At 57.1% G+C, this 15,686-nt stretch carries 10 protein-coding genes; 7 read left to right on the top strand and 3 right to left on the bottom strand.

Annotation, left to right across the window (positions count from 1 at the left end; translation table 11 throughout):
* Nucleotides 1–305: DUF72 domain-containing protein (locus tag DU29_RS01000000130030; RefSeq protein ID WP_033050585.1), on the top strand; the 305-nt coding region annotated here is incomplete at its 5' end.
* Between the two features lie 17 nt (nt 306–322).
* On the opposite strand, the gene sodC is transcribed toward DU29_RS01000000130030, so the two are convergent.
* Both sodC and ilvD read right to left on the bottom strand, forming a co-directional pair.
* The gene (gene sodC, locus DU29_RS0116240) at nt 323–844 is read right to left on the bottom strand and encodes a superoxide dismutase family protein (RefSeq protein ID WP_028622615.1); all 522 of its coding nucleotides are present in this window, start codon (nt 842–844) and stop codon (nt 323–325) included.
* A 253-nt stretch (nt 845–1,097) separates the two neighbouring features.
* Nucleotides 1,098–2,780 (bottom strand): dihydroxy-acid dehydratase, encoded by a 1,683-nt coding sequence (ilvD, locus tag DU29_RS0116235; RefSeq protein ID WP_028622614.1) that lies wholly within the window; start codon nt 2,778–2,780, stop codon nt 1,098–1,100.
* A 381-nt stretch (nt 2,781–3,161) separates the two neighbouring features.
* Between ilvD and mqo the strand changes: the two genes are divergently transcribed.
* From mqo to DU29_RS1000000132935, 5 genes are all read left to right on the top strand, one after another.
* Entirely contained in the window at nt 3,162–4,808 is a 1,647-nt protein-coding gene (gene mqo / locus DU29_RS0116230) for a malate dehydrogenase (quinone) (RefSeq protein ID WP_028622613.1), read from the top strand.
* A 222-nt stretch (nt 4,809–5,030) separates the two neighbouring features.
* The gene (locus DU29_RS0116225; RefSeq protein ID WP_028622612.1) at nt 5,031–5,519 is read left to right on the top strand and encodes a hypothetical protein; all 489 of its coding nucleotides are present in this window, start codon (nt 5,031–5,033) and stop codon (nt 5,517–5,519) included.
* Nucleotides 5,520–5,891: 372 nt separating this feature from the next.
* Entirely contained in the window at nt 5,892–10,673 is a 4,782-nt protein-coding gene (locus DU29_RS0116220) for an RHS repeat-associated core domain-containing protein (RefSeq protein WP_028622611.1), read from the top strand.
* Nucleotides 10,673–11,041: a hypothetical protein gene (locus DU29_RS0116215; RefSeq protein WP_028622610.1), complete on the top strand. Its 369-nt coding sequence runs from the start codon at nt 10,673–10,675 to the stop codon at nt 11,039–11,041. Before DU29_RS0116220 ends, DU29_RS0116215 begins: the two co-directional genes overlap by 1 nt.
* Nucleotides 11,042–12,134: 1,093 nt before the next feature.
* Complete coding sequence (locus DU29_RS1000000132935; protein WP_152635550.1) at nt 12,135–12,392, top strand: hypothetical protein; 258 nt, start codon at nt 12,135–12,137, stop codon at nt 12,390–12,392.
* A gap of 59 nt (nt 12,393–12,451) precedes the next feature.
* On the opposite strand, the gene katG is transcribed toward DU29_RS1000000132935, so the two are convergent.
* Nucleotides 12,452–14,716 (bottom strand): catalase/peroxidase HPI, encoded by a 2,265-nt coding sequence (katG, locus tag DU29_RS0116200; RefSeq protein WP_028622609.1) that lies wholly within the window; start codon nt 14,714–14,716, stop codon nt 12,452–12,454.
* 480 nt (nt 14,717–15,196) lie between these two features.
* On the opposite strand from katG, the gene DU29_RS01000000130025 reads away from it, so the two are divergent.
* Nucleotides 15,197–15,686, top strand: a 490-nt coding sequence (locus DU29_RS01000000130025) for an STN domain-containing protein (RefSeq protein ID WP_033050582.1), incomplete at its 3' end; no start/stop codon positions are given.

Here is a 15,686-nt window from a genome sequence, read left to right as displayed (position 1 = left end):
TGCTGATTGAGCATCGGGTCGGGCGGGTGGCTGCCGATCCGTCATTTATGAGTGGCGGGGAGGTTCCGGGTGGCTGGCCAGGCATTCACTATTGGCGCTGGCATGGCTCACCGCGTATTTATTACAGCGACTATGACCTGGAGCGATTGCGAGCGCTGGCCCGGCAGGCACACATCAGCGCGCACGCCGGCATCGCCACTTGGTGTATTTTCGATAACACCGCCGGTGGCTTTGCCTTGGGTAATGCGCTGATGTTGCGCGAACTGTTGAACAGTGCTGCGCAGCGTTTATCTGCTGAGGATTAAACGCTGCGTCGAGCCGATCAGATCACCCCGCACGCCACTCGGTCGCCGCCACCGCCCAGGGGCTTTGGCATGTCCGCGTGGTTGTCGCCGCCGGCGTGGATCATCAGCGCGTGTCCTTTAATCTCGGAGAGTTTTTTCAGGCGCGGCGCCAGTACTGGGTAATTGGCGATGCCGTCAGCGGTCACGTACACCGCCGGCAAATCGCCCAAGTGACCATCGGCGTAAGGGCCCAGATGCTTGCCGGTTTTCTGCGGATCAAAATGCCCACCCGCCGCCAGCGCTGCACCTTTGACGCCATCCTTCATGCCCGCTTCGCAGCTGCCGTTTTCGTGCACGTGGAAACCATGGACGCCGGCCGGCAGGGACTTGAGGTTGGGGGTGAACAGCAGACCGTAGGGTGTCTCGCTGACATTGATGGTGCCGATCGCTTGCGGCGCGCCGTCGGCGCTGACAAGGTTTATCGATACTTCCTGCGACGCTGCGTGAGCAGTGCCCGCCGCGAGAAAACCGATGAGGCCAATCCATAGGGAACGATTCATGGGTTACTCCTGATCTGAAAGGACAAGTTGAGAGCCTGACGGCATTAACTGTGGATGAATTCAGCCGGGCGATGAGGTATCGCCCGTGTAGAGGTGAGAGTCGACCGGGCTTTCAGAAGTTTTAAACGGGTTGAAGTGTATTTGTTACCAGAAGCGTGTGAAGTGGACGGACTGATCGTGTCTGCTGGCTGCAACGCAGTCACCTGTGGGAGCCGAGCTTGCTCGCGATGGCGTCCGTCCTGCGCACTATTTTCTACAAATATTTATCAGTAACAGCCCCTTCGGACGCACTGGACACCGTCTTCGCATACTTGGCCAACACCCCGCGCTTGTATTGCGATTCCGGCCGCACCCAGCGGGTTTTGCGTTCCGCCAGTTCGGCATCGGACACCTGCACCGTGATCTGCCGCGTTTCAGCATCGATGGTGATCCTGTCGCCGTCTTCAATCAGGGCAATAGGCCCGCCTTCGAAGGCCTCCGGCGTGATATGCCCGACCACGAAACCATGCGAGCCACCGGAAAATCGTCCGTCGGTGATCAGCGCCACGTCCTTGCCCAACCCTTTGCCCATCACCGCCGACGTTGGCGAGAGCATTTCGCGCATGCCTGGGCCACCCTTTGGGCCTTCGTAACGGATCACGATCACATCGCCGGCCTGGACCTCGCCATTCAGAATGCCGGCCAATGCGCCTTCTTCACCGTGATAAACCCGGGCGGTGCCGTCGAAGCGCAAGCCTTCCTTTCCGGTGATTTTCGCCACCGCTCCGCTGGGCGCCAGGTTGCCGCGCAGCACGACCAGATGTGAATCCTTTTTGACCGGCCGATCAAACGGCAAAATCACGTCCTGCCCCGCAGGGTAATCGGCCACGTCGGCGAGGTTTTCCGCCAGGGTCTTGCCGGTCACCGTCAGCACGTCGCCGTGCAGCATGCCGGCGTCGAGCATGCGTTTCATCAGCGGTTGAATGCCGCCAATAGCCACCAGTTCGCTCATCATGTATTTGCCGCTGGGACGCAGGTCGGCAACCACCGGCGAGACCTTGCCCAGCTCGACGAAATCATCCAGCGTCAGCTCGACATCCACGGCGTGCGACATGGCCAGCAGATGCAGCACAGCGTTGGTCGAGCCGGCGAGGGCGATGACCACGCGGATGGCATTCTCAAAAGCCTCGCGGGTCATGATGTCCCGCGGCTTGAGGTCCAGCTTCAGCAGCTCCATCACCTGCTGGCCGGCGCGAAAACTGTCCGAGGCCTTGTCGCTGCCCACGGCATCCTGCGAACTCGACCCGGGCAGGCTCATGCCCAACGCTTCGATGGCCGATGCCATGGTGTTGGCGGTGTACATGCCACCGCACGAACCGGGGCCGGGAATCGCCACTTCTTCGATCTGCTTGACCTGGATTTCGTTGATGTCACCGCGCGCCTGCTGGCCCACCGCTTCGAACACCGAAATGATGTCGGTGTGGCCGGCGCCCGGGCGGATCGTCCCGCCGTAGACGAAGATCGAAGGGCGGTTGAGCCGCGCCATGCCGATCAGGCAGCCCGGCATGTTCTTGTCGCAACCGCCCACGGTGACCAGGCCGTCGAAACCTTCACACCCGGCGACCACTTCGATCGAGTCAGCGATCACCTCGCGCGACACCAGCGAATATTTCATGCCTTCGGTGCCGTTGGCGATGCCGTCGGAAATGGTGATGGTATTGAAGATCACGCCTTTGGCGCCGGCGGCATTTGCGCCTTTTTCCGCCTCCAGGGCGAGCTTGTCGATGTGCATGTTGCACGGCGTCACCATCGCCCAGGTCGAGGCGATGCCGATCTGCGGCTTCTTGAAGTCCTCGTCGGTGAAGCCCACGGCCCGCAGCATGGCGCGCCCGGGCGCACGTTCGATTCCGTCGACGACTTGAGAGGAATACTTGCGCAAATGGTCGTTGTCGCTCATGACTTTTCCTCACGGTTATTTCGCGGAAATCAAAGCTCAGTATAGAAGCGATCGTTATGCAAACCTCGACCATCAAGTCGGGAACAGACGCGCGGGTTTGCCTGGTCGTGATATTCTTCGCAACAACTTGGTTTGACCTATTCAGTTTGCGTGTCTTCGAGACGCGCCAACAGAATCACTGTCGCTCAAGTAGCTGAGGCCAAAAACGATAAAAAGTCAGTTCAGCAGGGACATATAAACTGAGGTCGATTAACACGTCGGCCTTGTGTGCCCACCCTCCGATTCTTGTACGCCGCCCACGACATCCTGCCTGATGCCGTGAAACAAGGGCTTCGTCATGAGAACGGCAGGGCGGATGGCGTTTTATCATAGGTGCAACAGATGTTTAAAAAAATGAACACGGCCCTGCTGGGGCTGGCTTTGTCGATGGGGATCACTTCCGTTCAGGCGGAAGAGGCAAAGAAAGTTGATGTCCTGCTGATCGGCGGCGGCATCATGAGCGCCACACTGGGTGTCTGGCTCAATGAGCTGGAACCCGGCACTTCGATGGAAATGATCGAGCGCCTTGACGGCGTCGCCCAGGAAAGCTCCAACGGCTGGAACAACGCGGGTACCGGTCACTCCGCTTTGGCTGAGTTGAACTACACCCCGGAAGACGACAAGGGCAACGTACAGATCCCGAAAGCTGTTGAAATCAACGAAGCGTTTCAGATCTCCCGTCAGTTCTGGGCCTGGCAGGTTCAACAGGGCGTGCTGAAAAATCCGCGTTCGTTCATCAACTCCACACCGCACATGAGCTTCGTGTGGGGCGATGACAACATCAAGTTCCTGAAAAAGCGCTACGAAGCCCTGCAGGCGAGCCCGCTGTTCGCCGGCATGCAGTACTCCGAAGACCCGGCTGTGATCAAGAAGTGGGTTCCGCTGATGATGGAAGGGCGTGACCCGAACCAGAAAATCGCGGCCACCTGGTCGCCGATCGGCACGGACGTCAACTTCGGTGAAATCACTCGCCAGTTCGTCGCGCACCTGCAAACCACACCGAAGTTCGACTTGAAACTGTCCAGCGAAGTGCAGGACATCACCAAGAACGACGATGGTACCTGGCGCGTCAGCTACAAAAATCTGAAAGACGGCAGCAAGTCCGAAACCGACGCCAAGTTCGTCTTCATCGGCGCAGGCGGCGGTGCATTGCATCTGCTGCAGAAGTCCGGCATTCCTGAAGCCAAGGAATATGCAGGCTTCCCGGTTGGCGGCTCATTCCTGGTGACCGAAAACCCGACTATCGCCCAGCAACACCTGGCCAAGGCTTACGGTAAAGCTTCGGTCGGCGCACCACCGATGTCGGTTCCACACCTGGACACCCGTGTTCTGGACGGTAAGCGCGTCATTCTGTTTGGCCCGTTCGCGACCTTCAGCACCAAGTTCCTGAAGGAAGGCTCGTACCTCGACCTGCTGACCACCACCACCACGCATAACGTGTGGCCAATGACCCGCGTCGGCATCAAGGAATACCCGCTGGTCGAGTACCTTGCTGGCCAACTGATGCTGTCCGACGAAGACCGCCTCAACGCGTTGAAAGAGTACTTCCCGAACGCCAAAGCTGAAGACTGGCGTCTGTGGCAGGCCGGCCAGCGTGTGCAGATCATTAAACGTGATGAAGCAGCCGGTGGCGTGTTGAAGCTGGGCACTGAAATCGTTGCTTCGGCTGACGGTTCGATTGCCGGTCTGCTGGGCGCTTCGCCAGGTGCTTCGACCGCTGCGCCGATCATGCTGACCGTGCTGCAGAAAGTCTTCAAGGACAAGGTTGCATCGCCTGCCTGGCAGGAAAAGCTGCATCAGCTCGTGCCGAGCTACGGCACTCAACTGAACGGCAATCCTGAAAAAGTGGCGCAAGAGTGGGCCTACACCGCCAAGGTGCTGGAACTGACTCCGCCACCGGCCATCGGTCAGGCGGTGGCTCCGGCCGCTGCACCGGCTGAAGCGCCGCAGGCTCCGAAAGCCAATGCTGCGAGTGATATGGCTCTGTAACTCGAAGCCATTTGAAGGCCCGCTGAACCGGTGACGGTCAGCGGGCTTTTTTGTGGGCTGGCGTTTTCGATTGCAGGATTCCGATGATCTGGTGTGGATGTTGGTATAGCACTTTTATTGTTGGAGCCTGTTATTTGTGACAGTAGGCGGCCATATGAAACGGTCATAGAATTCGTCTGGTAGCACGCATGAAGCGGAAATATCATTCTGGAGCAAGTTGACATGACTACTGGAAAAGAAATAAAAGTTGACTCCGTTGCAGGACATTTCAAAGCAACTATAAATAGACTCGAATTTAACGGAGACGAAAATAGGCTGCTCTCATACCCTATAAACTACTCACAAAATAAATTTGCGTGGTCTATTCAAGCGGAGCAGCTTTCAAAAGCTGAACGCACAGTTGTTATTATCAATTTCCCTACGAAATTGGAACCTGTGAGTGAAGCACAATTTGAGTTTTCTGATAAACTTGACAGCGAAACCACCGCGGCTGCCTATGTTGTTGTATACGATGCACAGCACCTGGCAAAAAAATTCACTTCAAAATCAGGATCGCTCTCCGTAACGTATTCTCAGGGCACTGCTGAGAATAACCGTGGATCTTTTAATTTTGAGGCAAAACTCCACGACAAGATTGTGAAAGTCAGCGGAGATTTCGACCTCACTGGACGGACCTCCGCGAACGCCGGTTTCGCCAAGCGTTCAGGGTGAAAGTTCAAACCCGGCAATGCGCAGTCACGTAGGTCCATACCGCCAGGGTGGTGGAACTGACTCCGCCACCAGCCATCGGTCAGGCGGTGGCTCCGGCCGCTGCACCGACTGAAGCGCCGCAGGCTCCAAAGGCTAATGCTGCGAGTGATATGGCTCTGTAAACCAGAGGCGTCACTGAAGCCCACTGAACCGGAAACGGTCGGTGGGTTTTTTTATCCCCGCAATTTAAGGATTCGCCCTACAACCATCTGAAATTTTCCTGACTTTTTATCTATTCGATCTCCCGCAAAGTCCCGTCCGCTATTTTCTGCGCGAGGGATTGCTCATGCCGGTTACCGTTTCTCTGTTCTCTTCATACCCATCGGTGCGGTGATGGAGCACATCGCCCGTATCGAAGAGGAACTCGGTCAATTCAACGACACGTTGAGTGTGTATCGCCAGCAACTGCAAAGTGCTGTGAGCCGCAGTGCCGACAAGGTCAGCCGCTTTATGGACATGCCTTCGTTGATGGGCATGGAGCGGAGAATAACGCTCGGCAATACGACCACGTCGGTTAGCACGGGTGATGACGACTTTATCTCCACTGTTGCGCAGTGTCCCGACAGCGGGATCCTGCAGATCGAGAGCAAGTTCGAATCGGTTTATGACATTCCCCTGGGCAATATCCAGGTCGATGTCATTGCCGAGGATGGCGGCGAGAAGAAGGTCGTTACGCTGAATGAACACGGCAAGGGCGAGTTCAGAGGAGTGCCCGGGAAGTTCTACCGGGTCCATGTCCAGAGCGAAGTAACCCCCGAGCAGGTTGATGAGCTTTTCACTTCCTACGACGGCCTGACCCAAAAGTTGAACGGCTGGCTGCGCACCGAGTGGGACGCGTTCAAACCGCGCTGGTCGCAATCGACTTCAGCCGCCGTGGGCAACGGACTACTGGCGGGAAGTTGGGCGGCGATTACCGGTGTCTGGGACAGCCTCAGTTTGCTCTCGGACATTCTTCAGGATCCCCGCAAGCATGCCGAGCGGCTGGGCGAGGGCGCTAATCAGCTGGCCGAATTGGCGCAACAATTTCCGGCAACGATGGAAAAAGTCCAGCTGCTGGCCAGTGATGAAGCGGCGTTATGTCTGCTGTTGCGCACTGCCAGTCTCTGGCTGGACATGCTGCCGCCCGGCGAGATCGCCGGTAAAACGGCGGAAGCGGTTTCAATGGTTGTGGTGCAGTTGCTGATCGATATCTTGGTCGGGATTGTGCTGACTTTCGCCGGTGCAGCGGCAGGCATCGCTTATTTGAGCCGACGACTTGCCCACTATGGTGCGCGCATTCTCAGCGCTGTTGTGGGGTTCGTTAAAGCGATCTTCACGATCATCAATAACTTCATGACGTACGTGGATCGTTACAAGGCGGTCGCGGCGCGAGGCGTTGCCGCGGGGATTAAAAAGGGGCGCATGCAACTGCGCTGGAATGCAAAGCGCAATACCACGATCAAGCAGGACGAACATCGAGATAACGCGCCCGATCAGGCGAAAAATCCTAACGGGGACAGTGCCGAGTCTGCTGATAAAACCACGACCAACAAGTGTCCGGTTTCGATGGTCACCGGCGAGGAGTTGCTGACGCTGGTTGATGGGAGCTTGGACGGTGTGTTGCCGTTCGACTTCACCCGGCTCTACCGCACCAGTGCCGTCGAGATCGATTGCGGGTTGGGGTTTGGCTGGAGTCATTCGCTGTCGCATCGGCTGGAGATCGCCGGTGAGTCGGTCATCTGGATCGACCATGAAAACCGCCGTACGACGTTTCCGTTGCCCAGCGCTGAACGGCCGGCGATTCATAACAGTTTGTCGCGAGCGGCGATTTATCTCGGCGATTCAAGCGACGAGCTGATCCTCGCGCAGGCCGGCGACGTTCCGCGGTTTTATCACTTTCACAACGGTCGATTGACTGCGATCAGCGACGCGTACGGCAACCGCTTGCGTGTTTCGCGCGATCGTCAGGACCGTATTCAACGTTTGGATAACGGCGCAGGCCGGGCGCTGTTGTTGCGTTATGAGCGCAGCCATTTGATCGCGGTCGACTATCAGGTGTTCGTGCCGGCGGCAAGTCTCGATGAAGCCTGGCAGACCGAGCAGACGCTGATTTCCTTCCGCTACGACGCTTGTCATCGGCTGATCGAAGCGACCAACGCGCTCGGCGAGAGCGAGCGTTACGACTACGACGATCAGCACGTCATCCTGCAGCGGCAACTGGCCGGTGGGGCAAGCTTCTTCTGGGAGTGGGAAAAGTCCGGCAAGGCGGCGCGATGTGTCCGGCATTGGGCGTCTTTTGCGCAGATGGAAGCGCGTTATGTCTGGGATGACGCCGGCAGTGTGGTTGTGCAGAACACCGACGGCAGCGAGGAGGTTTATCAGCACGATGATCGGGCGCGGCTGGTGCGCCGGGTCGGGCTGGATGGCGGTGAGCAGCTCAAGGCGTATGACGATCAGGGTCAGCTAATCGCCGAGCAAGATGCGCTCGGCGCCATCACGGAATACCGCTACGACGACGTCGGACGTCTGGAAGCCCTGATTCCGCCGGACGACGAGCCAACGTCCTACGAGTACCGCAATGGTTTCCTGCACGCACGCTATCGCGGCAAAGCGGTGTGGACATATGAGCGCAATGCTCAGGGCGATGTCACCGAAACGACCGACCCGGACGGTCAGGTCACCCGCTATTACTACAACGACAAAGGGCAGCTGCACACCATTCGTTACCCGGACACCAGCGGGCATCTGTTGGTGTGGAACGATCTGGGGCAACTGGTCGAAGAAACCCTGCCGGATGGCGGCGTGCGGCGGTTTTCCTACGATCTGCTGGGGCGCCAGACAACCCGGCAAGACGAACACGGTGCCGTCACCCGCTACCAATGGGACGCCGTTGGCCGACTGCTGGAGACGACATTGCCTAGCGGCGCCAGTCGCGCTTATGGCTACAACGCCTATGGCCAGATCACCGGCGAGCGCGACGAACTCGGGCGCTTTACCCGCTATGAATATGCCGATGATCTGCACCTGGTCAGCCGGCGCATCAATCCTGATGGCACCCAGCTTAAGTATCGCTACGACAACGCGCAGCTGCTGCTGACGGAGATTGAAAACGAATCCGGGGAAAAATATCAGCTGGACTACACACCTGGCGGATTGATCCGACAGGAAATCGGTTTTGATGGGCGGCGCACTGCGTATGCGTACGACCTTAATGGGCAGTTGCTGGAAAAAACCGAGTTTGGTGATGACGGTTCGGTTTTGGTCACCGCGTATGAGAGAGACGCGGCCGGGCGTCTGCTGGTTAAAACCTTGCCCGATGGGATCAAGGTTACCTATCGCTACGATTCACTTGGGCGACTCACCGGCGTCGATGACGGCCACGACCACCCGCTGGAATTTGAGTACGACCTTCAGGACCGGTTGATCACCGAACATCAAGGTTGGGGCACGCTGCGCTATGGCTACGACGCCTGCGGCCAGCTCAAGCGGATGCGCCTGCCGGATGGCAGCAAACTGGATTATCAGCGTGCGAATGGTGGTGCGCTCACGGGCATTGATCTCAACGGCGCGCGCCTGAGTTCACACACGTTCGTCGCCGGTCGAGAAAAGAATCGCCAGCAAGGCTTGCTGCTCAGCGAATACGCCTACGACGATCAGGGCCGTTTGCAGGCTCACGCTGTCAGCCAAAACCAGCGATCGCTGTATCGCCGCGATTATGCCTACAGCGACAACGGCAATCTCGAGCACATTGCCGACACCCGCCACGGCCAGCGTGACTACCAATACGACCCGCTCAATCGCCTGATCCGCGTCCGTCACAGCCGCGATCAACAGCCCGAAAGCTTCGCCCACGACCCCGCTGGCAACCTGCTGATGCAGGACCGCCCCGGCCCGACCACCGTCAAAGGCAACCGCCTGCTGATGCAGGGAGATCGCCATTACGACTACGACGCCTTCGGCAACCTGATCCGCGAACGCCGCGGCACCGCGCAAAAACTGGTCATCGAATACCGCTACGACAGCCAGCACCGCCTGATCGGCGTCACCACTCCCGATGGTCGCAGCGCAAGTTACCGCTACGACGCCTTCGGCCGGCGCATCAGCAAAGCCGTCGACGGGCACACCACACAGTTTTTCTGGCAAGGCGACAATCTTGTCGCGGAAAGCGGCCGCGAGCATTACCGCAGCTACGTTTACGAACCGGGCACCTTTCGGCCGCTGGCCATGCTCGACGGCAAAGGCCCGAAGCAGGCCTGCCCTTTTTACTACCAACTCGACCACCTCGGCACGCCGCAAGAACTCACGGACTACAGCGGAGAAATCGTCTGGTCAGCGCAGTACAACGCTTACGGCAAACTGACCGAAGTCGTACATGGCGGCGGCGAGCAGCTCGATCAGCCACTGCGCTTCCAGGGTCAATACTTCGACACTGAGAGCGGCCTCCACTACAACCGGCATCGGTACTATGATCCGAATGTCGGCCGCTACCTGACGCCGGACCCGGTGAATTTAGCGGGCGGGTTGAATCAGTACCGGTATGCGCTGAATCCAACGGGTTGGGTTGATCCGTTAGGGTTAAGCGGGAACTGCCCGCCACCGCATAAGTCCGGGTGCGGCGCACCGGATGATACGGCTGGCGCTAGGGTTGATGAGGCTGAGGCGAAGCTTCCGAAGCTGATCGGTGAGCAGCGGCGGGCTAGGATAGATGAATTGGCGGAGGCTAATGCCTACCGACGTTTAGATGAGTTGGAGAAGGCTACGCCGGGCGCTCATTTTCTAGAAAAGCATGGTGCTCAGACCACGCTGCAGTCTCAGCTTGAGCGAATGCAATCCGGCAGGAATCCCGGCACAGGAGAAATAGAAAGGTACGAAAGAGGCAGAAGGAGAGGTGAGCCCATGATCCCATCAGCCGCCACACATTTCTTAAGTCATCGAGATCAACTTAATGCGATTAAGCGCGCTCAGTTGATCTTCAGACGCACCGATTTGAATACTTCCCGAAGGCCGATTGAGATGGGCAGAAAAATAGGTGAAGGGTTCAAAAGAGACGGCCTGCAGTATGGAGAACAGACCAGAGCCGTTGTTATATTAGATGATATGGGGCGTCCTAAAACAGCTTATACGGATTTTGACTAATGAACAGGTCTTACGAGATTTGGGATATACGAAGCTTGCTATTTGTTTTCGATATAGAGAATACACGTGACATGCATAGGGAGGAGGTTATAGTTTCTAAGAATGTGAATGATGATGGCGAGCTGGCAGAATTGTTTGATATTTTGCTGAGAGCGGAGTTTTTCATTTACACCGAGAATGAGCGCCAGTTGCTAATCGCCACATTGGTTCATTTTTTAGAATTGGGTGATAATTTCGATAGCGTATTTTCTAAAATGGATACTTACTTTGATGATGATGTCAAAGATCAAAGAAAATTTATGTCGGTGCTCCTTGACTGCCTGCGACGTTATCAAGCTGAGAGCGATGTGAAATCATTTGAAAGCTAGCTGGTAAGTAGTAGGGTAGATTGGCTGAAGTCCGCTTCAATCCTTTGTGCCATTGTTTGTCCTAGGACGGTTTAGCTTGCTCCGCATCATACCATCGCGTTGGTTATGATTTGCTGATTAACGGGGCAGGGATCAACCAGAGTCTACAGGTCGATTTTTCGTTTAAGTTTAACGAGGATCTGAGTTTAAGATGGTTTGATGGGAAGTAATAGGCCAGATCCTTTTAAGCGTTTTTTTGGGGGGGGTGAAGTGATGTTGAAAGACCCATTTATAAGTGAAGGGTTTTAGCCGGATCTCATGTGGTTTATCGGTGTTTTTGATGTCTGTGACCGTGGAGAAAAGTTGGGTGCAGCGCTTGAGTCATATGATCCTAATTGTAAGAGTGATAGAGCTGAACTGATCAAAATTATAGTTTGAAATTAGGATATCTGAACTGCCGGCATAAGCTGGTTCTGGTGGAGTATCTAGCAAACAAATTAAATGACAATAGCTATGATTTTCAATATTTGTTTAATATTGACGAAGACGAGGCTGCAAGTTGGCCTCGCGGCGAGTGGTACGAGTTGGAGAACCCTCGTGATTTTCTTCAGCATGTTTATACCTTGGCGCTAGAGGTCTGGAGAGAAGATCTGCTTAAAGCTAGCTTGGAAGATCGGAATACTTGGTAAGGCTTGAAACCCTTGGCCGCTTCGCGCTCAATCGCGGGCAAGCCACGCTCCTACAGGACTGCGGAGACCTGAAGTGCGAACGGTGCCCGCGAAAGACATCTTTCGCACACAAAAATCGCCAGAACGAAAATCTGCAACAAAACCAACCACCAACCGGCCGTCACCCCACCTGAATTTTCCCCACCCCCCACAACTCCACAGTTCAAGGAGCACCTGCTCTTTATGGCGGTGTATTCCGCTGGGGGACATTTCAGTGATTTCAATCGAAGACTTCAGGATAAAATCTCACGAGCTGCTCATCGAGATGGACGCCGCAACGATGGGGATGATGGTGCTGGTCTCATCCCGATGTGTGTCGGGGCCGGCGTGGGAGGAGGCGACGTTGCGGCATCACAATGCCTGCGAAGGTTGGAACGAATTTCTGAATGCACCTGACCCTGCGTCGACGCCGGTCCCAAAAATCGGTCCAACCGGGCAAGACTGAAAATGATGTAGGCCTATATATACCGCCTGATCCGTATTTTTCAGCCTCTCCTGCATCTGTTATGCGGGCGCACATCAGCTCACACTGGCAGCTCTTTCAGTGGCAGGAGGCAGCGATGGCCAAGATGTCGATTTTCCTCGGCGGGTTTCTGGTGTTGACCATTTTGATTGGCGCACTGGCCACAATTTCCCCCGTTTAACGCACGGCACAAAGCACAACGCCTCCACACGGGAGGCGTTGCAGTTTCAACGACAGCGGTTATTGCAGGTCGAACCGATCCAGGTTCATCACTTTGGTCCACGCAGCGACAAAGTCTTTAACGAATTTCTCTTGCGAATCCGCGCTGGCGTACACCTCGGCCAATGCGCGCAACTGCGCATTCGAGCCAAACACCAGATCGACCCGCGTCGCCGTCCACTTCGCTTCACCGGTCTTGCGATCCCTCCCTTCAAATTCGGTGTTGTCTGGCGAAGTCGGTTTCCATTCGACGCTCATGTCCAGCAGGTTCTTGAAGAAGTCATTGGTCAACGCTTCCGACTGCGCCGTGAACCCACCGTGACGAGTTCCGCCGACGTTGGTATTCAACGCGCGCATACCGCCAATCAGCGCCGTCATTTCTGGAGCTGTGAGGTTCAGCAGTTGCGCCTTGTCGATCAACAAGTGTTCGGCCGGTATGCTGTAGTGCGATTTGGTGTAGTTGCGAAAGCCGTCGGCGATCGGTTCGAGAAACCCGAAGGACTCGACATCGGTTTGCTCCTGCGAAGCGTCCATTCTTCCTGGGGTGAACGCCACCGTGACGCTGTGACCGGCGTTCTTCGCGGCTTGCTCTACGCCGGCGCTACCGGCCAGCACGATCAGGTCAGCCATCGAGATTTTCTTCCCGCCACCTTGTGCGCCGTTGAATTCGCTCTGAATTCGCTCGAGGGTATCGAGGACTTTAGCCAGTTGCTCGGGTTGATTGGATTGCCAGAATTTCTGCGGTGCAAGGCGCAAGCGTCCGCCGTTGGCGCCGCCGCGTTTGTCCGAACCGCGGAATGTCGAGGCTGCCGCCCAGGCCGTGGACACCAGTTGCGAGACCGACAGGCCGGATTGCAGCAGTTGGCTCTTGAGCGCGGCCACATCGCTGTCGTTGACCAAGGCGTGGTCGACGTCGGGAATCGGGTCTTGCCAGAGCAGTTCTTCGCTTGGCATTTCCGGGCCGAGGTAGCGCGAGAGGGGGCCCATGTCGCGGTGCAGCAGTTTGTACCAGGCGCGCGCGAAGGCATCGTCCAGCTCCTGCGGATTCTCCAGATAACGCCGCGCAATCGGTTCGTAGATCGGGTCGAAGCGCAATGCCAGGTCGGAGGTCAGCATCGTCGGGTTACGGCGCTTGTTTGGGTCGTGGGCATCCGGAATAGTGCCGGCCCCGGCACCGTCCTTGGCGATCCACTGATTGGCACCGGCCGGGCTCAGGTTCGGTTCCCACTCGAAACCGAAGAGGTTTTCCAGATAATTGTTGCTCCACTGGGTTGGCGTGGTGGTCCAGGTGACTTCCAGGCCGCTGGTGATCGTGTCCGGGCCTTTGCCGGTGCCGAAGCTGTTTTTCCAGCCCAGCCCCTGCTGTTCGAGGCCGGCAGCTTCCGGTTCTGCGCCGACGTTATCGGCAGGCCCGGCACCGTGGGTCTTGCCGAAGGCGTGGCCGCCGGCAATCAGCGCGACGGTTTCTGCGTCATTCATCGCCATACGGCCGAACGTTTCGCGAATATCTTTCGCCGAGGCGAGCGGGTCGGGGTTGCCTTCCGGGCCTTCCGGGTTGACGTAAATCAAGCCCATCTGCACGGCCGCGAGCGGGTTTTCCAGGTTGCGACCCTTGTCGGTGCGGCTCTCCTCATTCTCGCCAGGCTCTGCTACCAATGGGCCTTCGCCGGGTTCCTGCATCGGCTCATCGGTTTTGCCATAACGGGTGTCGCCGCCCAGCCACTTGTTTTCCGAGCCCCAGTAAACCGATTCGTCCGGTTCCCAGACGTCCGGACGACCACCGGAAAAACCGAACGTCTTGAAGCCCATCGACTCCAGCGCGACGTTGCCGGTGAGGACGATCAGGTCAGCCCAGGAAATTTTAGGGCCGTATTTTTGCTTGATCGGCCACAGCAAGCGGCGGGCCTTGTCGAGGCTGACGTTGTCCGGCCAACTGTTGAGTGGCGCAAAACGCTGCTGGCCGTAACCGGCGCCACCACGACCATCGCCGGTGCGATAGGTGCCGGCGCTGTGCCAGGCCATCCGCACGAAGAGGGGGCCGTAGTGGCCAAAGTCCGCCGGCCACCACTCTTGCGAATCGGTCATGAGTGCGCGCAGGTCTTGCTTGAGCGCTTCGAAATCGAGGGTCTTGAATGCTTCGGCATAGTTGAAAGTTTCGTCCATGGGATCTGACAGGGACGAGTGTTGATGCAGGATCTTCAGATTCAGTTGGTCAGGCCACCAGTCGCGGTTCGTCGTGCCACCGCCAGCGGCGTGGTTGAACGGGCATTTCGATTCGTTTGCCATGTGCGAGCTACCTTTTTGGTCGTATTCATTCGACTACACGGCCCGAGATGGGCGTTTGAATAGCAACAAGCGAAGTCGACGACACAAGCTGTAGCCCGGCAATTCGAGTAACTGATTCGATGAACACGCAACGTATTCACAAACGCAATCGAGTTGCCCCACGGGCGGCCATGGTCTGGCTTCGGACCTGTCTCCTCATCAGCACTACACCGGCCAGCTTATGATGCCAGCGCCGGGATAAGGTTAGACCCGACTCCGGGAGTCAGCTAATAGGGGCAGTGTTAGGAAGTGATAGGGAGAATCTTTCGCTGGCCGCTATCGCGAGAAGCTCTGCTCCCACAGGTTTCAGTCCGCACAGGTCCAATCAAGGTAAGTCCAAGCCATCAAAAATAAATCTAATGCGAATCGCTACCATTCGTTGTCTGTTTTCCCGACATGCACGTCATGGTTAGTAATGTCTTCCATTTCGCAGGATCTCCCATGTCACGCTTTGCTCGTCCGTTGCATCCACTGGCGCTGTCGGTGGCGATGGCTTTCGTCGCAATGCCGCTGTCTGCCGCTGAATCGCCATCGGTGGACGCACCCGCCAGCGCGGTGCGCAGTTTCTCGATTCCGGCGGGGGATCTGAGTCGGGCGCTCAACAGCCTGGCCGAACAATCGGGGCTGGCATTAGCCTTTGATCCCGCGCTGACCCGCGGCAAAACCAGCGCAGGGTTGAGCGGTCAATTCGCCACGCCTGACGCTCTCGCGCAACTGCTGCGGGGGAGCGGTCTCAGCGCCATCGCGCTGTCGTCCACGCGCTATCGCATCGAGCCGATGGCCGAGGCCGCCGAAGGCACTCTGGAATTGCAAGCCACCAACATCAACGGCGGTTACCAAAGCGAAAGCCCGACCGGCCCGGTGGACGGTTACGTCGCCACGCGCTCGTTGTCGGCGACCAAAACCGACACGCCGCTGAACGAAACGCCGC

This window comes from Pseudomonas sp. Ant30-3 (assembly GCF_000690905.1).
Classification (GTDB): Bacteria; Pseudomonadota; Gammaproteobacteria; order Pseudomonadales; family Pseudomonadaceae; genus Aquipseudomonas.
This window is presented reverse-complemented; position numbering and strand designations above follow the sequence as displayed.